The sequence below is a fragment of the Plesiomonas sp. ZOR0011 genome (assembly GCF_000800945.1).
Classification (GTDB): Bacteria; Pseudomonadota; Gammaproteobacteria; order Enterobacterales; family CAMTGL01; genus Plesiomonas; species Plesiomonas shigelloides.
The window spans coordinates 28,740-52,603 of record NZ_JRKB01000073.1; the positions used below are offsets into that span (position 1 = coordinate 28,740).

Annotated in this window: 23 protein-coding genes; 12 read left to right on the top strand and 11 right to left on the bottom strand. The window is 51.4% G+C overall.

Annotated elements, in window-relative coordinates; translation table 11 throughout:
• The first annotated feature begins 13 nt into the window (after positions 1-13).
• From ccoO to uspE, 9 genes are all read left to right on the top strand, one after another.
• Complete coding sequence (ccoO, locus tag L975_RS13520; RefSeq protein WP_010863843.1) at positions 14-631, top strand: cytochrome-c oxidase, cbb3-type subunit II; 618 nt, start codon at positions 14-16, stop codon at positions 629-631.
• Between the two features lie 11 nt (positions 632-642).
• Positions 643-828 (top strand): CcoQ/FixQ family Cbb3-type cytochrome c oxidase assembly chaperone, encoded by a 186-nt coding sequence (locus L975_RS13525; RefSeq protein ID WP_010863844.1) that lies wholly within the window; start codon positions 643-645, stop codon positions 826-828.
• The gene (ccoP, locus tag L975_RS13530; RefSeq protein ID WP_052181480.1) at positions 825-1,847 is read left to right on the top strand and encodes a cytochrome-c oxidase, cbb3-type subunit III; all 1,023 of its coding nucleotides are present in this window, start codon (positions 825-827) and stop codon (positions 1,845-1,847) included. The genes L975_RS13525 and ccoP overlap by 4 nt, the downstream gene beginning before the upstream one ends.
• A 185-nt stretch (positions 1,848-2,032) precedes the next feature.
• Entirely contained in the window at positions 2,033-2,521 is a 489-nt protein-coding gene (locus tag L975_RS13535) for a FixH family protein (protein WP_052181481.1), read from the top strand.
• Between the two features lie 18 nt (positions 2,522-2,539).
• Complete coding sequence (locus tag L975_RS13540; protein WP_047709029.1) at positions 2,540-4,999, top strand: heavy metal translocating P-type ATPase; 2,460 nt, start codon at positions 2,540-2,542, stop codon at positions 4,997-4,999.
• Between the two features lie 6 nt (positions 5,000-5,005).
• Complete coding sequence (gene ccoS, locus L975_RS13545; protein WP_047709030.1) at positions 5,006-5,233, top strand: cbb3-type cytochrome oxidase assembly protein CcoS; 228 nt, start codon at positions 5,006-5,008, stop codon at positions 5,231-5,233.
• Positions 5,230-5,913 (top strand): sulfite exporter TauE/SafE family protein, encoded by a 684-nt coding sequence (locus tag L975_RS13550; protein ID WP_047709031.1) that lies wholly within the window; start codon positions 5,230-5,232, stop codon positions 5,911-5,913. The genes ccoS and L975_RS13550 overlap by 4 nt, the downstream gene beginning before the upstream one ends.
• Before the next feature lie 65 nt (positions 5,914-5,978).
• Entirely contained in the window at positions 5,979-6,728 is a 750-nt protein-coding gene (locus tag L975_RS13555; RefSeq protein ID WP_010863850.1) for an FNR family transcription factor, read from the top strand.
• Between the two features lie 142 nt (positions 6,729-6,870).
• Complete coding sequence (gene uspE / locus L975_RS13560) at positions 6,871-7,818, top strand: universal stress protein UspE (protein ID WP_010863851.1); 948 nt, start codon at positions 6,871-6,873, stop codon at positions 7,816-7,818.
• A 146-nt stretch (positions 7,819-7,964) separates the two neighbouring features.
• On the opposite strand, the gene L975_RS13565 is transcribed toward uspE, so the two are convergent.
• Together L975_RS13565 and L975_RS13570 are read right to left on the bottom strand one after the other, a co-directional pair.
• Positions 7,965-8,885, bottom strand: coding sequence for a cation diffusion facilitator family transporter (locus L975_RS13565; protein ID WP_047709032.1), 921 nt, complete (start codon positions 8,883-8,885; stop codon positions 7,965-7,967).
• Positions 8,886-9,413: 528 nt separating this feature from the next.
• Positions 9,414-10,130 (bottom strand): SIMPL domain-containing protein, encoded by a 717-nt coding sequence (locus L975_RS13570; RefSeq protein WP_039044831.1) that lies wholly within the window; start codon positions 10,128-10,130, stop codon positions 9,414-9,416.
• A 481-nt stretch (positions 10,131-10,611) separates the two neighbouring features.
• Between L975_RS13570 and ttcA the strand changes: the two genes are divergently transcribed.
• Entirely contained in the window at positions 10,612-11,544 is a 933-nt protein-coding gene (gene ttcA / locus L975_RS13575) for a tRNA 2-thiocytidine(32) synthetase TtcA (RefSeq protein WP_369795338.1), read from the top strand.
• Positions 11,545-11,643: 99 nt separating this feature from the next.
• Here ttcA and efp read toward each other — a convergent pair whose 3' ends face one another.
• Both efp and earP read right to left on the bottom strand, forming a co-directional pair.
• Positions 11,644-12,213, bottom strand: coding sequence for an elongation factor P (efp, locus tag L975_RS13580; RefSeq protein WP_010863855.1), 570 nt, complete (start codon positions 12,211-12,213; stop codon positions 11,644-11,646).
• Between the two features lie 44 nt (positions 12,214-12,257).
• Complete coding sequence (earP, locus tag L975_RS13585; protein ID WP_047709034.1) at positions 12,258-13,403, bottom strand: elongation factor P maturation arginine rhamnosyltransferase EarP; 1,146 nt, start codon at positions 13,401-13,403, stop codon at positions 12,258-12,260.
• A 233-nt stretch (positions 13,404-13,636) separates the two neighbouring features.
• Here earP and L975_RS13590 point away from each other — a divergent pair, with 233 nt between their 5' ends.
• On the top strand, positions 13,637-15,232 hold the full coding sequence (locus L975_RS13590; protein WP_039044833.1) for an ABC-F family ATPase: 1,596 nt from the start codon (positions 13,637-13,639) through the stop codon (positions 15,230-15,232).
• 69 nt (positions 15,233-15,301) lie between these two features.
• Here L975_RS13590 and L975_RS13595 read toward each other — a convergent pair whose 3' ends face one another.
• From L975_RS13595 to lolC, 7 genes are all read right to left on the bottom strand, one after another.
• Positions 15,302-17,326 carry an EAL domain-containing protein gene (locus L975_RS13595; RefSeq protein WP_039044834.1) on the bottom strand — a complete coding sequence of 675 codons (2,025 nt, stop codon included), beginning with the start codon at positions 17,324-17,326 and terminating at the stop codon, positions 15,302-15,304.
• Between the two features lie 324 nt (positions 17,327-17,650).
• Positions 17,651-18,187 carry a YaeQ family protein gene (locus L975_RS13600; protein WP_010863866.1) on the bottom strand — a complete coding sequence of 179 codons (537 nt, stop codon included), beginning with the start codon at positions 18,185-18,187 and terminating at the stop codon, positions 17,651-17,653.
• Between the two features lie 189 nt (positions 18,188-18,376).
• The gene (locus tag L975_RS13605) at positions 18,377-18,835 is read right to left on the bottom strand and encodes an NfeD family protein (protein ID WP_010863867.1); all 459 of its coding nucleotides are present in this window, start codon (positions 18,833-18,835) and stop codon (positions 18,377-18,379) included.
• Positions 18,832-19,740, bottom strand: a complete 909-nt coding sequence (locus L975_RS13610) for an SPFH domain-containing protein (RefSeq protein ID WP_369795339.1) — start codon at positions 19,738-19,740, stop codon at positions 18,832-18,834. Before L975_RS13610 ends, L975_RS13605 begins: the two co-directional genes overlap by 4 nt.
• A gap of 118 nt (positions 19,741-19,858) precedes the next feature.
• On the bottom strand, positions 19,859-21,103 hold the full coding sequence (gene lolE, locus L975_RS13615; protein WP_039044835.1) for a lipoprotein-releasing ABC transporter permease subunit LolE: 1,245 nt from the start codon (positions 21,101-21,103) through the stop codon (positions 19,859-19,861).
• Positions 21,103-21,807 (bottom strand): lipoprotein-releasing ABC transporter ATP-binding protein LolD, encoded by a 705-nt coding sequence (gene lolD, locus L975_RS13620; RefSeq protein WP_010863870.1) that lies wholly within the window; start codon positions 21,805-21,807, stop codon positions 21,103-21,105. Before lolD ends, lolE begins: the two co-directional genes overlap by 1 nt.
• Positions 21,800-23,005 carry a lipoprotein-releasing ABC transporter permease subunit LolC gene (gene lolC, locus L975_RS13625; RefSeq protein ID WP_047709035.1) on the bottom strand — a complete coding sequence of 402 codons (1,206 nt, stop codon included), beginning with the start codon at positions 23,003-23,005 and terminating at the stop codon, positions 21,800-21,802. Before lolC ends, lolD begins: the two co-directional genes overlap by 8 nt.
• Before the next feature lie 289 nt (positions 23,006-23,294).
• On the opposite strand from lolC, the gene L975_RS13630 reads away from it, so the two are divergent.
• The gene (locus L975_RS13630) at positions 23,295-23,861 is read left to right on the top strand and encodes a PilZ domain-containing protein (RefSeq protein ID WP_010863872.1); all 567 of its coding nucleotides are present in this window, start codon (positions 23,295-23,297) and stop codon (positions 23,859-23,861) included.
• Positions 23,862-23,864 lie beyond the last annotated feature (3 nt).

Sequence of the window (23,864 nt, forward strand, 5' to 3'; positions counted from 1 at the left end):
GGGAAGAATAACAATGAGCAGTCAGAACAACCGCCACGAGATCGTGGAAAAAAATATCGGCCTGTTAGCGATCCTGATCGTGGTTGCGATCAGCCTCGGCGGGCTGGTAGAGATTGTGCCGCTGATGTTCCAGAAAGAGACCACTCAACCGGTCTCCAACCTCAAGCCTTACACCGCCTTACAGATGGAAGGGCGCGATATTTATATTCGCGAAGGTTGCCACACCTGCCATAGCCAGATGGTGCGTCCGCTGCGCGCCGAAACCGAGCGTTACGGCCACTACTCTGTGGCCGGTGAATCGGTCTGGGAGCACCCCTTCTTGTGGGGCTCTAAGCGTACGGGCCCGGATCTGGCGCGCGTTGGTGGCCGTTACTCCGATACTTGGCACCGTGAGCACCTGTTAGACCCGCGTTCCGTTGTACCGGAGTCCAACATGCCCGCCTTCCCATGGTTGGAAGAAAATGTGCTGACCGGTGAGCTCACCGGTAAGAAGCTGGCACTGTTTCGCGATAATTTCGGGGTTCCTTACACCGAAGCGCAAATTGCCTCTGCCGGCGCGGATGTAAAAGGCAAAACCGAAATGGATGCGCTGATTGCCTATCTGCAGTCCCTCGGTCTGGCGATGAAATAAGGAGTATGCAGATGGATTTCGGAGTCATTCACAGCATCTACACTGTGGTGGTCTTTGTCAGCTTCCTTGGCATCATCGTCTGGGCTTACAGCAAAAAACAGAAGGCCCGTTTTGACGAAGCCGCCAATCTGGTTTTTGCCGACGAGCAGACACCACCACAGGAATCACAGACGCCTGCAGGGAGTAAGCAAGCATGAGTCTTTTCTGGACACTTTGGATCACCATCATCACGCTGGCCACGATCTTTGGCTGCGGCGTACTGTTGTGGTGGTGTACAAAAGATAAAATGGGCGTCGATGAAGGCTCTGACATGGGCCACAGCTACGACGGCATTAAAGAAATCAACAACCCGCTACCAAAGTGGTGGCGCTACATGTTCTGGATGACCATCGTGTTTGCGTTAGGCTATCTGGTGCTGTATCCAGGCTTAGGTGCATGGGGTAACTTGCTCGGCTGGCACAGCGCTAACCAGAGCGTGTTGTCGTTGCAAGAGTCGAATGCCGCGGTCGAAAAAGCCAAGGCCTCTGGCCAATACGTGCAATACGACCAAGAAAAGGCTCAAGCCGACAAAACCTTCGGTGAAACCTTTAAAAAGCTGGCTTATCAGGCTGATGGCACAACCTTCCGTCCGTTGACCGAAGTGGCAAATGATCCGAACGCCATGAAAGTTGGGAAAGCGTTATTCTTACAAAACTGCGCCCTGTGCCACGGGTCAGATGCGCGCGGACAAAAAGGCTTCCCGAATCTGACCGACAATGATTGGCTGTACGGCGGTGAGCCGGAAGTGATCAAAACCACCATTTTGCATGGTCGTATCGGTGCAATGCCAGCGTGGAAAGACACCTTAGGCCCAGATGGCGTTCGTGAAGTCGTCAGCTACGCCTTAAGTTTGTCCGGCCGTAAGGTCGACCCACGGGAAGCGGAAGCCGGCAAAAAACGTTTTGTTCTGTGTGCCGCCTGTCATGGTCCGGATGGTAAAGGTAACCCTGCTGTCGGTGCGCCAAACCTGACTGACCAGATTTGGCTGTACGGCGGAACCCGTGCCAATGTCGAAGAAACGGTGAAATATGGCCGTAATGGACAGATGCCAGCATGGCAATCCATTCTGGGTGACGATAAAGTCCATCTATTGGCTGCTTATGTGTTTAGCTTGAGCCAAAATAACGGCGGACAAACCGGTATGGCAACCAATGAACCGGCAAAAGCCGCGCATTGATTAACCGTTACCCGCTAAAACATCGCTAAACGCAAACATAGCTAGACGTAACACAATGAAAACACGATTGCCGGACGACGCAGCACTGCTGTACGTCCGGCAACCGTCTCAACAGGAACCAACTTGCGTGCGTTAATGTGCATGAAGCAATTTGGACGAAAAACTCACAGGGACGGATAAACACAATGACACAACAGGTCTGGTATAAGCAGTTCTGGCCTTGGTTTCTGATCCTGCTCCCCCTTGCCGCGGTTGCAGCCAGTTTTTACACCCTAAAATTGGCCATTACCCACCGTGACAGTCTGGTGGTAGATGATTATTACAACAAAGGCAAAGCCATCAACGAAGATATCAGCCGTTTGCAATTGGCTGAACAACTGCATATCCAAGGCGATTTGCTGATTGTCGGCGAGCAAGCGCGCTTAACCCTGAAAAAAGGTGATCTCCCCGCCTTCCCTGCTCTTAAGATCTATTTCTATCACCCGACCTTGCAAGATCATGATTTCAATCTGATGATCAACGCCGATTACCATGGGGTGTACCGCTTTGATCTGCCATCGGCGATCACCGGCAAGTGGCAAGTGAGTATCGAGCCGTTCGACTCGCGCTGGCGGCTACAAGAGTCCATCACATTGCCATCTAGCGCGCTATTTTCCTTCTCCGGGCACCGTTAATAATGGAAGTTGTATATTATGGATGCTGTTCATGCCTGCTATCACTGCGGGGAGCCGGTTCCACCCGGTAGCCGCTATGAGGTTATTCTGTTCAATGAGCCGCGCGCTATGTGCTGTCCCGGCTGCCAAGCCGTCGCTCAGACCATTGTCGACAGCGGACTGACATCCTATTACCAGTACCGTACAACGCCTGCATCACGAAGCGAGTTGGTTCCGGACGAGCTGAAAAATCTGCAACACTACGACTTGCCTGAAGTACAAGCCGAATTCGTGCACCAAAATAACCAAGGCAATGAAACTCGAAATGAAATCAGCCTATCGCTTGATGGCGTGACGTGTGCAGCCTGCGCATGGCTGATTGAAAAGCACCTTGGCCAAAGCGATGGCGTGCTCAGTATTCAGGTCAATGCCACCGCACAGCGCGCATTGCTGCGTTGGGATCCGGCGCAAGTGCGCCTCAGCGAATTACTGGCGCGCCTGCGCCGCTTAGGTTACCAAGCCGCGCCATTTGAAGTTGCTAGCCAAGAGCAGCAATACCGGCGCGAAATGAACAGTTACCTGCGTAAACTGGGAATCGCCGGTTTAGCCAGTATGCAGGTGATGATGGTCGCCGTTGCCCTGTATCTTGAAATGTTCAGTGATTTGGATGCGACCCAGCGTTGGTATTTTCGCTGGGTTAGCCTCATCATGTCGACGCCGGTGATCCTCTACGCTTCCCTGCCCTTCTATTACAGTGCTTGGCGCAGCCTCAAGGCACGCACACTGAATATGGATGTTCCGGTCTCTTTTGCCTTAATTGGTGCCTACATTGCCAGTGCTTACGCCACTATCACCAATCAAGGCGAGGTGTACTTTGAATCCATCAGCATGTTTGCCTTTTTCTTGTTACTGGGGCGTTTTCTGGAGATGCGCGTGCGGCGCTTAGCCACTGAGGCCACCAGCAATTTGCTTAAATTGGTGCCCAGCATCGCCACACGGGAAAACGGCGAACAAGTGGCAGCCAAAAGCCTCCGCCCGGGCGATCGCATTATTATCCGCCCCGGCGAGCGAGTCCCGGCCGATTCTTGTATTACCGATGGAATCAGTGACGTCAACGAATCCATGCTGACCGGTGAATACTTACCGGTCACTAAACAAAAACACGATCCGGTGTACGCAGGTACCGTTAACGGCGAAGGCAGCTTAACGGCGCAAGTCACCCATACCGGTGCCGACAGCCTGCTAGCATCCATTTTACGCCTGCAAGATCAAGCGCTGCAGACCAAACCGGCCATTGTGCTGATTGCCGATCGGATTGCCCGTTACTTTGTGTGGGCCTTGCTGCTGATTGCCGCCATGACATGGTTCGGCTGGCACCTGTATGAGCCCGAAAAAGCGTTCTGGGTGACGCTTTCCGTATTGGTGGCTACCTGCCCGTGTGCATTAGCCCTAGCTACGCCGACAGCCGTTACATGCGTCATCTCGCGCCTAAGCCAAATGGGGCTGTTAGTCCGTAAAGGGCATGCGCTAGAGACCTTATGTCAGGTCAATCGGATCGTACTGGATAAAACCGGCACCATCACCGAAGGACGCATGTCACTGGTGCGTACTGATGTGCTAACAGCACAACGCTCAAGTGCCGACGTACTGGCTCTGGCCGCTGCACTGGAAGCGCACAGTGCCCATCCGATAGCGCGGGTGTTTCAGCATCTCAGTGATGTCTCGGTGAACTCCGGCTCACCGCTCGCGTACAGCGCCGAACAAGCAGAAATCGTTACCGGTAATGGTATCCGCGCCCGTATTAACGGCACGGTTTATCGTATCGGACACTATGATTTTGCTTGCGCAGCGTTGGCCAACACAATCGTTACTGCCACTGAGCAGGCTCACCGCCAGCCTAGCGACGTGCCGGCGGGAATTTTGCCGGTCTATCTGGCAAACGAAACACAGCTGCTAGCCTGCTTCTGGCTACAAGACCCATTACGTGACGATGCTCTGGCTAGCCTCACCCACTTAAATCAGCGCGGCATTCAACTTTCGCTTCTCACAGGCGATCGCTCCGGCGCCGCCGATTACATTGCTGCACAATTGCCGCTGGCCGATTGGCATAAAGGATTATCGCCACAAGACAAGCTCGATTACCTACAACAACGTCAGCAACAAGGTGAGATCGTGATGATGGTCGGCGATGGCGTGAACGATGCGCCAGTCTTAGCCGGTGCGCACTTATCGGTGGCAATGGGAAGTGGAACCGACTTGGCAAAAAACGCTGCTGACATGGTATTGCTGTCCGATAAACTGGATCGTTTACCGCAGGCGCTGCATTTGGCACGCCGAACTCGCCGAATTATCCGTGAAAACTTGGCGTGGTCACTCGGCTACAACTTGGTGATTTTACCCCTGGCGATCAGCGGCATGCTGCCCCCGTATTTGGCCGCTATCGGCATGTCGGCCAGCTCGCTGATTGTGGTGCTTAACTCGTTGCGTTTAATGAGGTAGCGCAAGATGGACATTATTTATGTACTGGTTCCGATTGCCATGTTGTTCGTGCTGGTGGCAGTACTGGTGTTTCTGTGGGCGGTGAAATCTGAGCAATTTGAAGATTTAAATCGCCAAGGGATGCAAATTTTGTTTGAGGAAGATGAGCAGCCTAGCGCTGCGCGTCCGGCAGCAGCTAACAAGCCAGATAGCAAAACACAAAGCAAAAACCCAGATCAGGGGCCATTAGCATGATCACCTTGAGTGCCACCGGAGCGGTATTGGTCGGCTTAGCTGGCGCAGGCCACTGCTTGGGCATGTGCGGAGGCGTAGCCGCCGCCTTGACCTTTGCTCTACCGGATCAAAACTCGCTCTGGCGTAAAACGGGCTATCTGCTGCTGTACAATGTCGGCCGTATTTTGGCTTATTCTTTAGCAGGCTTACTGCTCGGCGGGCTCTTTGCCTCACTGGCCGATCTCACCGCCGGCAAAACCTTATTGCTGGTTTTACGCTTGCTAGCCGCCGTGATGATGATTGCGCTTGGTCTGTACATGGGACAATGGTGGTTTGGGCTACAGCGTTTTGAAGCTCTCGGCCAACATGTGTGGAAACGCGTTAAACCACTGGCTCAAGCGATGATCCCACTGAAAAATCCGTTTATGGCGTTGCCCCTTGGCTTTGTCTGGGGTTGGTTGCCGTGCGGATTGGTGTACTCCACTCTCACGTGGGCATCCGCATCCGGCAGTGCGCTGTCTGGCGCGGTCATCATGTTGGGCTTTGGTCTGGGCACCTTACCGGCCATGTTAGTGGTCGGACAAGCTGCGTCTCAGCTGCGAAATTTTCTCTCAGGGATACTATTTAAACGCACATCTGCCGTGCTACTTTTGTTATATGGCGCACAAACTGCGTATATCGCTATTCAGCAGTTGACATAGTTAACAATTCTGCGCTTAAACATGGTAAAATTGACCCATATCAATGTCAGGTAGTGTTATACGTTATGATCCCAGAGAAAAAGACGATACGACGCATTCAATCCGGTGGCTGTGCCATCCACTGTCAGGACTGCAGCATCAGTCAGTTATGTATTCCTTTCACGCTGAATGAAAGCGAACTGGATCAGCTCGATAACATTATTGAACGCAAGAAACCGATTCAAAAAGGTCAGGCGCTGTTCAAAGCAGGTGATGAGCTTAAATCCCTGTACGCGATCCGCTCCGGCACGATCAAAAGCTACACCATCACCGAACAAGGTGATGAGCAGATCACCGCCTTCCATCTGGCCGGCGATCTGGTGGGCTTTGACGCCATCAATAACATGGCGCATCCAAGCTTTGCTCAGGCGCTGGAAACCTCGATGGTGTGCGAAATTCCGTTCGAGATCCTCGATGACCTGTCAGGCAAGATGCCTAAACTGCGTCAGCAGATGATGCGTCTGATGAGCAGCGAAATCAAAGGCGATCAGGATATGATCCTGCTGCTGTCTAAGAAAAACGCGGAAGAGCGTTTGGCGGCGTTTATCTATAACCTGTCACGTCGTTTTGCGGCGCGCGGCTTCTCACCACGCGAATTTCGCCTGACTATGACCCGTGGTGATATCGGCAATTATCTGGGATTGACTGTCGAAACCATCAGCCGTCTGCTGGGCCGCTTCCAGAAGAGCAACATTCTGGCGGTGAAAGGTAAGTACATCACCATCAATGACATTGATGCTTTATCGGTGCTCGCCGGTAATAATAAACAAGCCTAAGCTCACACTTTGTTCTATCTGGGTCAAGGATGATCAAATTCTTGACCCGTATCTCCCCCTCCAGCTGTCTCTTCTGGTATCTATACATTACGCTTTAGTTATTGTTTTGTAGCGACAGATAACATCTGTGTGGGAGGTATCTATGATTAAATACCGCAACATTCTGGTCGCCATCGATCCTAATCAGGAAGCGCAACCGGCACTGAGCCGAGCTTTATACCTCGCCCAGCAAGAAGAAGGCGCGGAAATTACCGCCTTTTTATCCATTTATGACTTTTCCTATGAAATGACTTCGATGCTGTCTGCTGACGAACGCCAAGCGATGCGTGATGGCGTGGTTGGGCAGCGGATCAATTGGGTACGTGACTTACTCAAAGATTACACCGATACCAACGTGCCGATTCATATCAAAGTGGTATGGCACAACCGCCCTTTTGAAGCGATTATTCGCGAAGTCATTCAAGGCGGGCACGATCTGCTGATCAAAGCCACGCACCAGCATGATGGTCTAGAATCGCTGATCTTTACCCCAACCGATTGGCACTTGCTGCGTAAGTGTCCGTGCCCAGTGCTGATGGTGAAAAACAATGAGTGGCGTGAATACAGCAAGCTGTTAGTAGCGGTGAACCTCTCGAGTGATGAAGAGTATCACCAGAGCCTGAACGAAAAGCTGATTTGCGAAGCGCAAAGTTTAAGCGTGGCGCTGCAACCCGGCGAAGTGCATTTGGTGAACTCGTACCCGTCTACCCCAGTGAATATCTCGATTGATATTCCTGAGTTTGATCCGAAAGCCTACAACGACGCAATTCGCGGACACCACTTGTTAGGCATGAAGACACTGCGCCAGCAATACCATATCAGCGCCGAATGTACCCATGTGGTGGAAGGGCTCCCCGAGGAAGTGATCCCAGATGTTGCCGACAAGATTGATGCTGAGTTAGTTATTTTAGGCACCATTGGCCGTACCGGTATTTCAGCCGCGTTCATCGGTAATACCGCAGAGCATGTGATTGATCGCTTAACGTGTGATTTGTTGGCGGTGAAACCAGACGGGTTTGTTTGCCCAATTACAGACAGTTTAGCCAAATAGCCTCAAGCGCCTTTTAGCTCCGAGTTTGTTAACTGCCAAGTTTAGCTATACCTGTAATTGTATATGCCTTAACGATCACTATCCCTTAGCTATCCCTTAAAGATAACCGCCGACACATCTGTCGGCGGTTTTTTATTGGCGTGCGGTTATAACCAGCGTGATTCACTGGTAAAACAAAGTGACAGCCAAGGGTCATTGCCCAGCTCCTCACCCAGCTCATCCCACAACTCTTTGCGGATATGATCCTGACGGTGGATCCCCCAGTCGCCATCGCGGGGCACTAAGATGTTCACTTCCACCTCGTAGCGCCGGCCTATTTTGGCCAGATGGCTGGAATATTCGATAAATCCGTGACGATTGGCGATCCGCGACAGGGTTTCATCCAAATGCGCCGAAAGCGGGCTACGCGGCGCAACTAATAATACTTCACTGAGATTACGGCGCAGTACGCTAATCGGGATAAACATCGCCACCAGCGCCAATGCGGCAACCATGACCGAGTCAATATACACGTTGACCCACGCCAAGCTGGTGCCTTCTAACACTTTAGCCAGCGCAAAACCCAGCAAAATCGTGCAGCTTAAAATGCCATCCACTAGCCACTCTTTCGCATCCACGCGTACCAGTTCGGAGTTTACCGAGCGTGCGACACGCAATTCAACGCTGTAAACACCAAAACAAAATATAGTCGAGACCAGTGCATACAACAGCGCACTGTCTAGATTGATGACATGGCCACCTTGGCGGATAGAAGAGATTGCATTTACAAATGCAAAAATACAGGTCAGTAAGATCACGCCTCCATTGACCACATTGATCAACGGCTCAAGGTGCGCATATCCATACTGAAAACGGTGATCATCGGGACGGGAAACCAGATAAGCGGTCAATAAGCCCAACCCAGTCATGCCCATGCTGAGCAAGGAGAACAAGCCATCCATAAAAATGGCGTTGGAGCCAACCAGCAAACCATAACCAATGCCAAAGCCTGACATCACGATGGTGCCTGCTAACGACAATTTTAATGCTCTGCGTTCCCTAATAAGTGCATGGTTAAGATCAACCATAGATGTCCTCCACGTTGTGTGTTTAAAAAATATATGCCTGTAAAAAAGGCTGCTAAGCAGCCTTTTCTGATCGTCATTAGCCTACTAAAAGCACAAAACATTTCAATACTGCTACGCAACAACTTGATAGTGCCAATTGTTATTACACGCGCCGTTTTGAATGCAAAAAGCCATAACAGCATACGAGAGCCACCCGTACAGGCTCTACTGCATGCCGCGCCAATCCCTGCTCTGATGCGGGTTTGCGGTTCTTCAAGGGGATAACGGGGCTCATTGCAGATTCTACGCACTGTCTAGTTGCTGTCACGTTCCTGCGGTATAGTCGTGGCGTACCTGATTTGGGTACACCGTTATTTCAGGAGTAAGCCATGACTCGTGAAGAGTTACTTGAATGGGCTGCAATCGAAGCAGCCAAAGCCAACGGAGTGGCTGCCCTGAACAGTTTTCACGGAAAAGAATGACACCATCGCCCGCAGAAACTGCGGGCTTTTTTTTGCGCGTAGCTTTCAGCTTTTACTGAAGTGAGCATTAATCCACTAACTGATATTTAATGGTCGTGACAACGCGAATGGTTTTGTCGATTTGCTGATCTTCTTGCAGCATCGGCGCATTATCACGAGGTAAAATCTGGAAAACCCCTTGATCGGCTACCAAAATACGCCCCAGACGACTTTGTGAATCATGGGCAAACTGCTGCGCTGCCTCACGGGCATTTTTGGTCGCTTCCGCAATCATGGCCGGCTTCAACGTGGTCAGCCCGTTATACAGATAAACTGGATTACCCGATCCCACGCCTTCGTTACTTAAGATCACCCCACTGTCCACCAGCTGGCTACTTTGCTTGTACGCCTCATCTATTTTGGCGACATCTTGAGTACGCAGCATGATGGTGCGGGTAATGATGAAGCGAAACGGCACATTGCCATCGCCATACTGCTGTGCATTGCGGTCAGTCACATCCATGCCACGGAAGGATACTGCATCCGCTAAGCCATTTTTCTGCAAAAAAGCCGTCACGGCCGTGTCATCGCGCTGGATCTCATCACGCACCTGCGCCAAATCATTCCCCGCACGCACAAAGCGAATCGGCCATAACGCCAGATCAGCCTTTACATCCTGCTCTGCCAATCCTTTCACGGTTACCGTGCGTACTGGTGCGCGACTTTTCTCTACCCCATAACCGGCTAGCCAACCACCGGCCGCCAAGCCCAGCGCTACCAGTAGCGCCATCACAATTCGATTCATCGTTTCGTATCCTTATTTGTGATTATTTGTTCTGATTCTTGTCTTGCTTGGTCTTTCTACTGTCTTTGCTGTTCGCTCATCTCATCAGGTCACTTTATCGCTATGCTTAGCCTATCGGCGACGAATATAATACGCAACTTCGTGCGTTACAGCATGCTCAACAATAGGCGCAGTTGAAGGCATAACGAATGCCTAGTCACTTGCCCGACATCTCGCCATCATGCTTGGTGTCTGCGGGATATACGCTGAGTGTAGATGCGTATTCGGCGATTTTTCCACACGTTTTCTACCAGAGCGCAGGAAAACGCATTGGTATTCGCCGCAGAAAACCGTACCATACGCGGCACGCTTTATTGGTGCGTTTTATTGGCGTGTTTTGAGCGCAACCAGATAGACCCGATAACCGACGGCACGGTAGCGATTGTCTTTGACATCCCCCACCACACCGCCGATTACATACAGTTCGATACGATAGATGACTATGACTCAGCCACTGAACCAGAAACAACAGTACAACTTCAATAAACTGCAAAAGCGCCTGCGCCGTGAAATCGGCAATGCCATTGCTGACTTCAACATGATTGAAGAAGGCGATCGCATCATGGTGTGCCTGTCCGGCGGTAAGGATAGCTACACCCTGCTGGATATCCTGCGTAACCTGCAGCAAAGTGCACCGGTGAATTTTGAGCTGGTGGCTGTGAATTTGGATCAGAAGCAGCCAGGTTTCCCGGAAGATATTCTGCCGGCATATCTGGAGAGCATTGGTGTCGAGTATAAGATTGTCCAAGAAGACACTTATTCCATCGTAAAAGACAAGATCCCAGAAGGTAAAACCACCTGCTCTCTGTGCTCACGTCTACGCCGCGGTATTTTGTACCGTACCGCCACTGAGTTGGGCGCAACTAAGATTGCGCTTGGCCACCACCGTGATGACATTCTGGAGACCATGTTCCTGAACATGTTCTACGGCGGTAAACTCAAAGGCATGCCACCGAAACTGGTAAGCGATGATGGTAAGCATGTGGTGATCCGCCCGCTGGCTTACTGCCGCGAGAAAGATATCGAGCGTTTCGCTGAAATTCGTGAGTTCCCAATCATTCCATGCAACCTGTGTGGTTCGCAGCCAAACCTGCAGCGTCAGGTGATCAAAGAAATGCTGCGCGATTGGGACAAGCGTTACCCTGGCCGCATTGAAACCATGTTCAGCGCAACCCAGAACATCGTGCCATCACACATGTGTGACAGTAAGCTGTTTGATTTCAAATCCATCAAATCCGGCAGTGAAGTAATTGACGGCGGTGATATCGCGTTTGACCGTCAGGATATTCCACTGCAACCGGTAGGATTGGAAGAGGAAGAAGACTATCAGCCGGTAAATGTGGGCGAGCGTCTGGATATCATTGAGCTGAAATAAGCTGGCCTGATGGCCAAATGCCAGAGACAAAAAAAGAGAGCCGATTGGCTCTCTTTTTTATTCAGTGTCAGCATCCGCAAGCGGTATGCGACAGCACCATTACTTGTTGATACGGCGCTTGAATTCGTTGGTACGAGTGTCGATCTCGATCATGTCGCCGATCTGAACGAAGTCAGCAACAGACAGAGTGTAGTCAGTACCTTTCAGGGTAGCTGGCTTCATCACTTTACCAGAAGTATCACCACGAGCGGATGGCTCGGTGTAAGCAACTTCACGAACGATAGTCGTTGGCAGCTCTACGCTGATCGCTTTCTCGTTGAAGAAAGTTACCTGGCATACGTCTTCCATGCCGTCTACCATGTAGTTCAGCATGTCGCCCAGGTTTTCTTTCTCGATATCATACTGGTTGTATTCGCTGTCCATGAATACATACATTGGATCAGCAAAGTAAGAGTAGGTGCACTCTTTACGATCCAGAATGATGTCTTCCATTTTTTCATCTGCTTTGAAAACGGTTTCGGTACCGGCACCGGTCAGCAGACCTTTCAGTTTCATCTTACATACTGCTGCGTTACGACCGGATTTGTTAAATTCGGTTTTCAGCACGATCATTGGCTCGCCGCCAATCATTACTACGTTACCGGCACGGATTTCCTGAGCAACTTTCATTCGTATATCCTGTGTTCAACAAGAGTTTTAAAAAGCGCAGTATTCTAACTGCTTTCGGAGAAATTCACTAGCTGACAGGCTAAATCTTCTGTCTCAGCGAGTAAATCTGCCCATTCAATCGCGTTTTTTTTCAACAACTCACGCTGAATGAACAGTGAATTCCAGTCTGAGGCGCTGATTTTACCCTGATTATAGCCACGGCTAAAGCGGCGCATCAGGTCAGCACTGGCCTCATCCCAGCGCGCCAGATAGCGTTCTAAAAACGCATCCAGCTTTTCCATGTGAGCCTCTTCTTCTTGTGGGTAGATATGCCAAATCACTGGCACCGCAGCCCACTGCGCGCGGACAAACGAGTCTTCCCCACGAATGAAGTTAAAATCGCAGCTCCACAGCAAGCGATCAAAGCCGCGCTGGTCGGTAAACGGCAAGACTTGCAATGACAGATTACCGCGCTGCCAACAATCACCGGCTTTAGGCGGCACTTGGCTATAACGCGCCGCGATGTAATCAAGCGTGCGCCCTTGCGGCACCCACAAGCGAATCGGGTCTGGCGATTGCTCCCACGCCTCAAGTAGCGTAAAGAGCGCTGGATTTTCATAGGTAAACAGACTGATCCAGATCTCTTGCTGACGCTGACCGACAGGAATACCCAATTCGGCCCAGTATGCACTCTCTTCAGCACTGCCACGCCACTGGTCACGCGCAGCAAATAGCCCCTGCTCGCGCAGCAAGCCACCGGTTGCCGGTGTAAAGCCAGGGAAGAAAAAGTATTTAGTCAGCCCGTCAGGCTGCCATGATGGCAGACGATGACAGCCTTCCACCCACTCTTCCGCACTCAGGTATTCCAGATTCAGCCACAGCGGTGCCGGTGACAAAGCTTTCATTTGCTGCCGAAACTCTGGCGGCAATTCACAAGCAAATGCTTCGATCACCCGATGCGCCGGCGTGACTTGCGCGGTAAACGGCTTATCCCAGCGACAAATGTGTACGCCGTCATACACTTGGGATGCGAGTGTTGCATCCAACCCTGGGCAGATCCGCGCAGTAGACTGTAAATCGTCCACCCACAGCCGCACCTGCTGCTGATAGTCATGGGCCAGCTGGCGGGCCAGACGCAGGGTTACCCCGATATCACCGAAGTTATCGACCACGGTGCAAAAGATATCCCAGTCATAACGTGTTGCTGTCATGGTTTGGTCCTTTATCAAGAAGGCGCTAGTGTACGGGATTTTTCTCTGCCGACGTAATATCTGCACAGTTAAAGTAGGCGCTTAAAGCCATTTTTATGCTGTTTTGCCCACCGATAACGGTGCAAAGAGACCATTTTGATAGGATTTTTTGCCCTTTCGGTTGCTCAAAAGCCGTTCAGGATGTAGTCTGCGCGCTGATTTATTTTCCATTCTTTTCTTTCAGGTACACTGCCTTGCTTTCCACCGCCAATATCACAATGCAATTCGGCGATAAGCCGTTGTTTGAAAATATCTCTGTTAAATTCGGAGAAGGTAACCGTTACGGTCTGATTGGAGCCAACGGTTGCGGTAAATCCACATTCATGAAAATTTTAAGCGGCGAGCTCGAGCAGACCGCCGGTAACGTGAGTCTGGACGTTAATGAGCGGATGGCAAAGCTGGGTCAGGATCAGTTTGCCTACGAAGAGTACACCGTCATTGATACGGTGATCATGGGCCACAAAGAGCTGTGGACCATCAAGCAAGAGCGTGACCGCATCTATAGCTTGCCGGAAATGAGCGAAGAAGACGGCATGAAAGTGGCCGATCTGGAAGTGCAATTTGCCGAGATGGATGGCTACTCCGCTGAAGCGCGTGCAGGTGAACTGCTGCTGGGTGTGGGCATTCCATTGGAGCAGCATTTCGGTCTGATGAGTGCGGTTGCTCCGGGCTGGAAACTGCGTGTGTTGCTGGCACAGGTTCTGTTTGCCGAGCCAGACATCATGCTGCTCGACGAACCAACCAACAACTTGGATATTAACACCATCCGCTGGTTGGAAGACGTGCTGAATCAGCGTAACTGCACCATGATCATCATTTCGCACGACCGTCACTTCCTGAACAGTGTCTGCACCCATATGGCCGATTTGGACTACGGTGAGCTGCGTCTGTACCCAGGTAACTACGACGAGTACATGATGGCCGCGACCCAAGCCCGTGAGCGTCTGCTGGCCGATAATGCCAAGAAGAAAGCACAACTGGCCGAACTGCAATCGTTCGTCAGCCGCTTCTCGGCTAACGCGTCTAAGGCGAAACAAGCCACCTCTCGTGCTCGTCAGATGGACAAGATCAAGCTGGAAGAAGTTAAAGCTTCTAGCCGTCAGAACCCGTTCATCCGTTTCGATCAGGAAAAACCGCTGTTCCGTAACGCGCTGGAAATTGAAAATCTGGCCCAAGGTTACGATGAGCTGCTGTTCTCCAAGCTGAACCTGATGGTTGAAGTCGGCGAGCGCGTGGCGATTATCGGTCAGAACGGTATCGGTAAATCAACCCTGCTGCACACGTTGGTAGGCAACATGGCGCCAAAACAAGGCATCATCAAGTGGTCCGAAAACGCCAACATCGGTTACTACGCGCAAGATCATGCCGATGAGTTTGACTGCGATCTGAACCTGTATGACTGGCTGGATCAGTGGAAGAAGCCGGGCGATGATGAGCAAGTAGTGCGTGGTATGCTGGGCCGGATGCTGTTCTCACAAAACGATATCCTGAAATCTGTCCGCGTGATTTCCGGTGGTGAGCAAGGCCGGATGCTGTTTGCCAAGCTGATGCTGCAAAAGCCGAACATTCTGGTAATGGATGAGCCGACTAACCACATGGATATGGAATCCATCGAGTCACTCAACCTGGCACTGGAAAACTACAAAGGCACCCTGTTCTTCGTCAGCCACGACCGTCAGTTTGTATCCTCACTGGCTACCCGTATTATCGAGCTGACCGCTGAGGGCATCGTTGACTTCAACGGTACTTACGATGAGTACCTGCGCCGTCAGGGCATTGAAAGCGCCTAATCGCGAACAAGACACAGCTTATTTGTCTGTAGATTAAAGAAACCGCTTCCTCTGGAGGCGGTTTTTTATTTATGCCCCATGGTTTTCCTCATTCACCATCGGCTGTACACCAAACCCTTGAAAGCCATTTACCCCCAGCGACATCAGATACTGACGCTGCGCATCATTTTCAATACGTGTCGCTATCACCCACTCCGAACGCTGGCGAACTAAACGGCACAATGCCGAAATCACTTTGCTGACCGGCGCTTCTTCTGCCGTATGGCTATAGCCATAATCCAATTTCACATATTCAGGCGCAAAACGTGCCAGATATTCTGTGCCGGCATTGCTGCGTCCGACTTGATCCAATCCCCACCGCCAACCCATAGCTTCTAAGAGGCGTATCAAATGTGCTGCCGCAACTGGCATTGCGAGCATTCCTGACTCAGCAATCTCCAACATCACTCCGTGTAACCCGTGCGGTATCTGCTGTGCCGCAAGATGTTGGATCCCATTGATAAAATCAGCACTCTGCAAACTGATATTGCTGATATTTACCGCCACCGGCGTCTCATACGGTTGCTGGATGATGTGGCGTAGTACGGCCAAATCGATGGCTGCGCCTAATCCGAGCGCTTCAGCCATCGGTAGCCAATCTGCAGCGCTAACCCATTGCCCAGCGAGTTTTAACCGAACAAACGCCTCTTGATGTAACACCGAGCCTGTTGCACTTAGCACCGGCTGTAACACCACATGTAACGCGGCAGGATCAGCCAATGCGGCTAAAATAGCCGGTCGCCATGCCTGCTTACCTTGTAATACAGGCTGATAATCCCCGGTATATAAGTAAAATGGTGGCATTTCTCTACGAGCGCGGTGCAATGCCATATCTGCCGTCGCTAAGAGACTGTTGGCGGTGATATGTCCGTTGCTGATAGCAGCGCCCAGATAAACGGGGATTTGCGCGTCCAAATCGCTCGATATAATTTGCTGTTTCAGCACCGCTAAAAGTTTAAGACCGATACTTTTCGATGGCTGCGCTTCCATCTCTAACTCCAAGCCCGGACACCAGAGCGCTAACTCCGTTAAGCGGGTGCGCGCCAATAGCGCGTGTGGATAGGCAGAAAATACATCACGCACGGCCCCAGCCAAGCGGCGAGCCAGCTGATCGGCAACATGGGGATCTGTTAACTGATAGCTGCGCCCCAATACTGCCAGCTCCAATAAAAACAGCGTTCCCGGCACATTTTCTGCGGCGGCCACATCAATCTGCTGGCGAAACCAACGCCGATTTGCCAATCCCGTGGTTACATCCTGATAGGCTTCGCGGTGTAATGCTGCCACGGTATCGTTTTGCGCTTGAAACGCTTGGCTAATCTCCCTTTCCATCAAGTTAAAAGCACGGGTTAATGCTCGCAGTTCCGATTCAGCGGGGAGCGAGAGCGGATCGGCGGAGAAATGGCGATGAGCGACCTGCTCCGCTCGCGCTTCTAATGCCGCCAAAGGGCGCAGGCGGCGACGTAAAAGCGCAGCTTGCAGCGCCAGAGCGATAACGAATATCCCCGCAATCACCGGGAAGACATGGCGACTCAACCGCCAGAACGTGTGATATGACGGGATAGCCGCGCTTTGTAACGTCAAGTACCCATCGGGTAACCCTGCTGTACTCAGTCTCTGCTGTATCAGCAGTGGTTCAAATAAAGGTAAGCTCAATAACCAGCGTGGAATCGGATGTTCCCGAGTATTTGCCGCTTTTGAGACCGGAGGCAGCATTACAATTATGGGAGAGCTGTTATCAAGATGCAGTTGCACTACCGCATACCGCCCCTCGGCCAAAACGCGGCGCATAATGGTTTCAACGCCCATCAGATCGTAGCGTAATAAATACGGGCGCAAGGTGTCTTCCAATCGCAGCGCATCGACAGCCATGATGCTACGCTGCTGTTCTATGACGGTGGTGCGGATCACGGCTAACATTAATCCGCACAGCACTACGCAAAGGAAAAAAATCAGCAACATCTGCTGATGCAGCAAAATTCGCAATAAAGAGTGTCCAGCCGTAGGCTCTTCACTGAACAGGTGTTGCGGCGCAGTCACCTTTGCTTCGGCCATAAATAATCGCCATCCGTTATTATGCATCCATGCTAATCGCGAATATGAAGAGTACTTACCTTCATAATTGCTGTGCGTTTTTCGCTATTCAGAGAAACGTTGTTTTAGTCTCTTTGAGTATTAATCCTGTTGGTTAAAGCCTCAAGCAAGAAGCGCATAACAGATGTCAGAAAAATTACGGATAATAAAAAGCCCACAATCTGCTGTGGGCTTTTAAGCAAAAATCAATGTGCACAAGGTCTGATGGCGGTGCGCCATCACGGCGTGATGTTATCGTGCTTACCTCATACCGGATACTGACTTAATATCACGCCAAGATTTCCATTACTGCCAAATTTCAGGCTGAATTTCTGCGTTATGTACTGCATCCGACAACCAAACTAGGCCATCTTGCAATGTGGCTTGCAGGTTCATAGTGCGGTTAACCAATTGAGTTAAACGGCTGACTTGCTCATCGGAAATGAAAAAGACGCGGACATTAGAATATTGACGGATTTTATTGCTGTTTTGCTCCCACCACACTTTGGCAGCGCGATCACCGTATGCGTATAGCACCACCTGCTCAGATTGATGCGAGGCTTTTTTCAACCGCTTTTCATCCGGCACGCCGACGTCAATCCACAGGTCGATTCCATCATGATAGTTTTTGAGCCAAATCTCCGGCTCATCATCGGCGCATAAACCTTTAGTGAACACCAAACGTTCATTAGCATGACGAACCCATGCCAGTAGACGAACCATCATGCGTTGTTCGGTTTCGGAAGGATGTTGTGCCAGCACCAAATCGGCACTCTGATAATAATGCCGATCCATATCAGCGATATTGATGTTTGCTTTATAGACTGTTGCTTTAAGTGCCATAAACGACTTCCGAAATCTCACATACTGACCGCAATCAACCGGTCATAGAACCCTAAAATAAGAGCCCCGACATCAGGTCGGGGCCGAACACGCATGTTATACACGCCATGACACGGGGCTTACGCCAGTGAAATTCACTAAGGCACAACAAACGCCCCGTGGGCATGGCGCAATATATTCACTATTCATTTATCCAATGTCTATCGGGCGCACGAGCAAAGTAATGCCTTGCACGTCCACCACTTCAACGGCAGTTCCTGCTGGCAAATCCTGCTCAACTTGTACCCGCCACGTGGTGTCGCCCAGATTCAAACGCCCCACGCCGTTTTCTGTCGCTTCGCTGAGGGTAGCTTGTCGGCCAATCAAGGTATTACGCCGTTGATTGAGCGAGGTGTGATCCTGATCTTGTCTATCTCGGGTGTGCTGCCAACGCCACCACAACAGCGAAGCCAGCAGTGCCAAGATGGCGAATAAGATCCACTGCCCGACAAATCCCAGCGGCCATAGCCAGAGTATTGCCGATACCAGTAGCGCCGCGACACCAATCCATAGTAGATAACCAGCCGTACCTAACAGCTCGCAAGCCAGTAGCAGTAGGCCGAATACCAGCCAGTGCCACTCGGCCCAACCGGAAAATAGCGGCATCATGCCTGCTTCCCTTGGTCTGAATTTGGATTGTTCGTTTTGAGCAGCTCCGCAATGCCACCGACAGCGCCAATCAGGCTGCTGGCTTCCAATGGCATCAAGATCACTTTGCCGTTTTGTGACTGCCCAATGGCTTGCAATGCTTCGGTGTATTTTTGCGCCACGAAGTAGTTGATGGCCTGCACATTACCGTCAGCGATAGCATCCGAAACCATTTTGGTTGCCCGCGCTTCCGCTTCTGCCGCACGCTCTCGGGCTTCAGCTTGCAAGAATGCCGCTTGCCGCTCACCTTCAGCTTTAAGGATCTGCGATTGCTTTTCCCCTTCCGCGCGTAAAATCTCGGCCTGACGCACGCCTTCCGCTTCCAGAATATCGGCACGCTTGTTCCGCTCGGCTTTCATCTGCGCATTCATTGAGGCAATCAGCTCTTGCGGCGGACGCACATCACGAATTTCGATACGGGTGATCTTCACGCCCCAGCTGTTGGTTGCTTCATCAATAATACGCAGCAAACGGCTATTGATGGTATCGCGCTGCGACAACATCTCATCCAGCTCTAACGAGCCCAGCACGGTACGGATGTTGGTCATGGTCAGGTTGCGGATTGCATCTTCCAGATCATTGACTTCATACGCGGCTTTGGCTGGATCGAATACTTGCACAAAACACACCGCATCAATTGTCACACTGGCGTTATCTTTGGAGATCACTTCCTGCGAAGGGATATCCAGAACCCGCTCCATCATGTTGATTTTTCTGCCCACACGATCGACAAATGGCACCACGAAGTTCAACCCGGGTGCTAACGTGTGGGTGTAACGCCCAAAGCGTTCGATGGTCCACTGATAGCCTTGCGGCACAATTTTGAAGGCCGTGATAATCAACACTATCGCGACGACAACAATCATAAGAACCGGAGAAAACACACTGATATCCATATACATTGGCCATCCTCTGTGGTGTTCTTTCCCTGTTGCGGGAAATCATAAAACATACGGGCGCTGATGCGCCCGCGAGTTGAGTCGATTACTGTCCGCTAAGAACCCGAGCCGGATCGATGCGGGTCGCTCGCCATGCCGGATAGATACTGGCGAGCAAACTCAAGCCTACGGCGGTGAGCACCACCAGTATCACATCTTGTGCTTGCAATTCGCTGGGAAGAAAATCAACAAAATAGATATCGCCGGAGAGAAACTTATGCCCGATCAGCGTTTCGAGACCCCGAATAATCTGGGTCAAATTTAATGATAGCAAGATACCGGCGATCGTACCGAATACGCAGCCGACCATACCGGCCATCATGCCGTACCAGATAAAGATATTTCGCACCAAACGGTTATTCGCGCCCATGGTACGCAAGACAGCAATGTCGCCTTGCTTATCTTTCACGGCCATCACCAGTGTGGAGACAATATTAAAGCTAGCCACACCGATAACCAGCACCATCGCCAGATACATGATCACGCGCACCATCTGGATATCGCGGTACATGTAGCCGTAAGTGCCCATCCAGCTGCGCACATAGCCATACACACCGGTCAAACGACCCGCATCACGGACAATTTTCGAGGCTTCGAAAACTTTATCCACCTTCATGGCCACGCCGCTGACGTTATTGCCCAGATCCAAATATTGCTGCGCATCGGCCAATGGCACCATGGCAAAGCTGTGATCCAGCTGACCATGCAATTGCAACAGCCCACTGACTTGTAAGCGAATACGCTTGGGTTGACGCAGTTTCATTTCCGGATCAGGGTTTGGAATCATCAAAGTCAGCCAATCGCCGACCTTCAACCCCAACGAATCCGCAACGCCCTTGCCTAAGATCAGCTGGTTTTCACCGGCACGGAAATTTTTCCACGCATCGCCCAGCACAAACTGAGGCAAGGCACTGATTTTGGCTTCTGCCTGCGGATCTACCCCTTTCACCTGAATCGCTTTCAGTTTAGTGCCTTGATCAGCCAACGCGGTGAAAGAGACATACGGCGCGGTAGCCACAATGCCAGGATGGCGCTGTAAACGGGTTTGCACCAGCTTCCAATCAGATAAACTGCCTTCAACTGGGGTAATTTCACCGTGCGGTACTACCGCCAAAATGCGGTTATTCAGCTCACGCTGAAAGCCGTTCATGGCACTTAAGCCCACAATCAGCACCGCGACCCCCAGTGCGATCCCTAAAGTAGAGATCACCGAGATAAACGACACCATGCCGCTGCGACGAGTCGCGCGGCTGTAACGTAAAGCCAGAAAAAGTGATAACGGGCGGAACATCAACGTCCTCCCGCACTTAAGGAGAGTTCACGGGTCAACAGACCATCACGCATTTCCAACTGACGACTCAAACGCGCCGCCAAGTTCAGATCGTGCGTCACCACCAAAAATGCCGTGCCGTGGCGGGCATTCAACTCGCCAAGCAGCTCAAAAATACCATCGGCGGTACGTTGGTCCAGATTACCGGTAGGTTCATCGGCCAGCACTAACGAAGGCTGATTGACCAGCGCACGGGCGATGGCGATTCGCTGGCGCTCACCACCAGACACTTCCGACGGACGATGATGAATCCGGCGCGCCAAGCCGACAGCAGTCAGCATCTCTTGCGCACGTTGTGACGCAACGGACGGTTTTTCCCCTGCAATCAGCAGTGGCATCGCCACGTTTTCCAACGCGGTAAAATCAGCCAGCAGATGATGGAACTGATACACGAAGCCGATGTGCTCGTTACGCAGCTTTGCTTGCGCACTGTTGCTCATGGCATACACATCTTGCCCTTGAAACAGCACACGGCCATCACTGGGTTTATCCAGACCGCCTAGCAAATGCAGCAGCGTACTTTTACCGGAGCCGGAACTTCCGACCACCGCCACCAGCTCACCCTGCTCCAGCCCAAATGAGACACCGCGTAAAACCTCGGTTTCCATGTTGCCTTCGCGGTAAGTTTTGACCAGATTCTCACAGACTAATAAGGGCTTATTCATAACGTAATGCCTCGGCAGGTTTGACAGCTGATGCGCGCCAAGCAGGATATAAAGTAGACAGCAGTGCCACTAGCACCGCAAAAACAACAATCGCAGAAACTTGCCATACCGACACATCAACCGGCAAACGCGCGCCCTGCAGCAGGTTCACGCCCAACAGGGACAATATCGGGTTGAGATACACGGCAATCAGGCTTCCTAAAATGCCGCCACACACAGCACCAACCACACCGGCCGACGCCCCTTGCGTGATAAAAATCATCATGATCTGACGTGGTGTGAGGCCCAAAGTTTGCAAAATCGCCACTTCACCTTGTTTTTCCATCACCATCAGACTCAAAGAAGTAATGATGTTAAACGCCGCGACCGTGATGATCAGGCTCAGTAGCAGGCCCATCATGTTTTTTTCCATGCGCACCGCTTGGAACAGCTCGCCTTTACGGGCGCGCCAATCCTGCCACACCAGCCCTTTCGGTAATGGGGCATCGGCGGCGGTAGCCACATCAAACGGATCTTGCATAAATAAGCGCCAGCCGCTGATATGCCCAGCCGGTAAGCGCAGTAAGCGCGCCGCGTCTTGAATGTTGACCAGCACTTGGGATGAATCCACATCACTGCCCGCCGCAAACACGCCGGATACCGTGAACAGACGCTGGCTTGGGATGCGGCCCATTGGTGTGAATTGTGACGCATCGGTAACCATCAAGCGCACTTTGTCACCCGGCAACACACCGAGTTGACCGGCCAAGGTATCACCGAGGATCACGTGGTATTCGCCTGCTTTAAGCGAATCCAAGGAAGAGTCCACCAGATAAGGCGCTAACGGGTCGCCATCTTTCGGATCAATGCCCAACATGACGCCAGCACCGATACTTTGGGCGCTTTGGATGATCACATCCCCCATCACCATCGACGTGTGTCGCACGACATCAGGGATTTGACTTAAGCTGGAGAATGGCACCGCCTTCGGATCAATCGAACCGCTTTCAGAGGTCACCAACGCTTGTGGCATCAAGCTCAGGGTGTTGTTTTTCAGTTCCTGTTCAAAGCCGTTCATCACGGAAAGAACAATAATCAGAGCCAATACCCCAAGGGTGATCCCGATGGTGGATAAACGGCTGACAAAGCGTCCGAACCGGTCGCCGGTACGTCCGCGCAGATAACGCACCCCGATAAAAACAGAAGCCGGATTAAACATAGGAATATGCTTGACCGTAAAAAATGAAAATTATATCAACCCGATGAAACAGAAAAGAATTTCCTTTTCGCATCCTGCGGATTAAACACGTAACCTGATAGAGTGATATTATTCACTATTTAAAGCAAAACTTACACAACTATACTTCCACAACGCGTTTTCATCGGACACAAAGCAAACAATATGGCACTTTTTGCCAAGCTTCGACTGTGTACCAGTCGCTCTGTCTTTCATCTGTCAGCATCTTCCCTGATAATGGAAGCAATACCGCATGAACCGGAGTATCGCTATGGAACAAGCGCAGTTTTTCTCTGTCCATCAACACCTGTCGGTCAACATTATTCCGCTCCGTGCCGATGAAACCTTACCGGATGACGCCCGGTTTGATGAAGAAATTCCTCTGCCGTTTCGCATTGCCGCCGAAACTGCGCATCTGGATATCAGCAGTATCCGCTCGCTGCGCAATATTGGCAGTGCCGCCGATGATTTGATGGGATTTTTGCGCATTCAGCAGCAGAAAATCGATCTGGTCGTAAACTATATTCTGGCGCAAGAAGATCAACCGCACTTACGGCACCTGACGCACTCTTTCAGTGCCGGTGGTTTTAGTTATTTTGCCGATACGCCGCCTGCCAGTGGCAGTATCATGCGTATTAAACTGTTTTTGAGTCAGCCTGCCGCCGCCGTGTATGCCTATGGCGAAGTGAGTGAAGTCAGCATTGAAGACGGTCGGCCGTTGGTGCAGATCCGTTTTATCCGCCTGCGCGACAAAGATCAGGACTTACTGATTCGTGCCGCCCTGCACGAGCAGCAGCAGCAACTCAAGCAACGTGCCGAGCTCAGGGTCAAAGACTAATCC

What these genes read in the sequence shown, in the direction of transcription:
- ccoO (WP_010863843.1), top strand. Translation starts at nt 14, where the DNA reads ATGAGCAGTCAGAACAACCGCCACGAGATCGTGGAAAAAAATATCGGC.
- L975_RS13525 (WP_010863844.1), top strand. Translation starts at nt 643, where the DNA reads ATGGATTTCGGAGTCATTCACAGCATCTACACTGTGGTGGTCTTTGTC.
- ccoP (WP_052181480.1), top strand. Translation starts at nt 825, where the DNA reads ATGAGTCTTTTCTGGACACTTTGGATCACCATCATCACGCTGGCCACG.
- L975_RS13535 (WP_052181481.1), top strand. Translation starts at nt 2,033, where the DNA reads ATGACACAACAGGTCTGGTATAAGCAGTTCTGGCCTTGGTTTCTGATC.
- L975_RS13540 (WP_047709029.1), top strand. Translation starts at nt 2,540, where the DNA reads ATGGATGCTGTTCATGCCTGCTATCACTGCGGGGAGCCGGTTCCACCC.
- ccoS (WP_047709030.1), top strand. Translation starts at nt 5,006, where the DNA reads ATGGACATTATTTATGTACTGGTTCCGATTGCCATGTTGTTCGTGCTG.
- L975_RS13550 (WP_047709031.1), top strand. Translation starts at nt 5,230, where the DNA reads ATGATCACCTTGAGTGCCACCGGAGCGGTATTGGTCGGCTTAGCTGGC.
- L975_RS13555 (WP_010863850.1), top strand. Translation starts at nt 5,979, where the DNA reads ATGATCCCAGAGAAAAAGACGATACGACGCATTCAATCCGGTGGCTGT.
- uspE (WP_010863851.1), top strand. Translation starts at nt 6,871, where the DNA reads ATGATTAAATACCGCAACATTCTGGTCGCCATCGATCCTAATCAGGAA.
- L975_RS13565 (WP_047709032.1), bottom strand. Translation starts at nt 8,885, where the DNA reads ATGGTTGATCTTAACCATGCACTTATTAGGGAACGCAGAGCATTAAAA.
- L975_RS13570 (WP_039044831.1), bottom strand. Translation starts at nt 10,130, where the DNA reads ATGAATCGAATTGTGATGGCGCTACTGGTAGCGCTGGGCTTGGCGGCC.
- ttcA (WP_369795338.1), top strand. Translation starts at nt 10,612, where the DNA reads ATGACTCAGCCACTGAACCAGAAACAACAGTACAACTTCAATAAACTG.
- efp (WP_010863855.1), bottom strand. Translation starts at nt 12,213, where the DNA reads ATGAAAGTTGCTCAGGAAATCCGTGCCGGTAACGTAGTAATGATTGGC.
- earP (WP_047709034.1), bottom strand. Translation starts at nt 13,403, where the DNA reads ATGACAGCAACACGTTATGACTGGGATATCTTTTGCACCGTGGTCGAT.
- L975_RS13595 (WP_039044834.1), bottom strand. Translation starts at nt 17,326, where the DNA reads ATGGCCGAAGCAAAGGTGACTGCGCCGCAACACCTGTTCAGTGAAGAG.
- L975_RS13600 (WP_010863866.1), bottom strand. Translation starts at nt 18,187, where the DNA reads ATGGCACTTAAAGCAACAGTCTATAAAGCAAACATCAATATCGCTGAT.
- L975_RS13605 (WP_010863867.1), bottom strand. Translation starts at nt 18,835, where the DNA reads ATGATGCCGCTATTTTCCGGTTGGGCCGAGTGGCACTGGCTGGTATTC.
- L975_RS13610 (WP_369795339.1), bottom strand. Translation starts at nt 19,740, where the DNA reads ATGATTGTTGTCGTCGCGATAGTGTTGATTATCACGGCCTTCAAAATT.
- lolE (WP_039044835.1), bottom strand. Translation starts at nt 21,103, where the DNA reads ATGTTCCGCCCGTTATCACTTTTTCTGGCTTTACGTTACAGCCGCGCG.
- lolD (WP_010863870.1), bottom strand. Translation starts at nt 21,807, where the DNA reads ATGAATAAGCCCTTATTAGTCTGTGAGAATCTGGTCAAAACTTACCGC.
- lolC (WP_047709035.1), bottom strand. Translation starts at nt 23,005, where the DNA reads ATGTTTAATCCGGCTTCTGTTTTTATCGGGGTGCGTTATCTGCGCGGA.
- L975_RS13630 (WP_010863872.1), top strand. Translation starts at nt 23,295, where the DNA reads ATGGAACAAGCGCAGTTTTTCTCTGTCCATCAACACCTGTCGGTCAAC.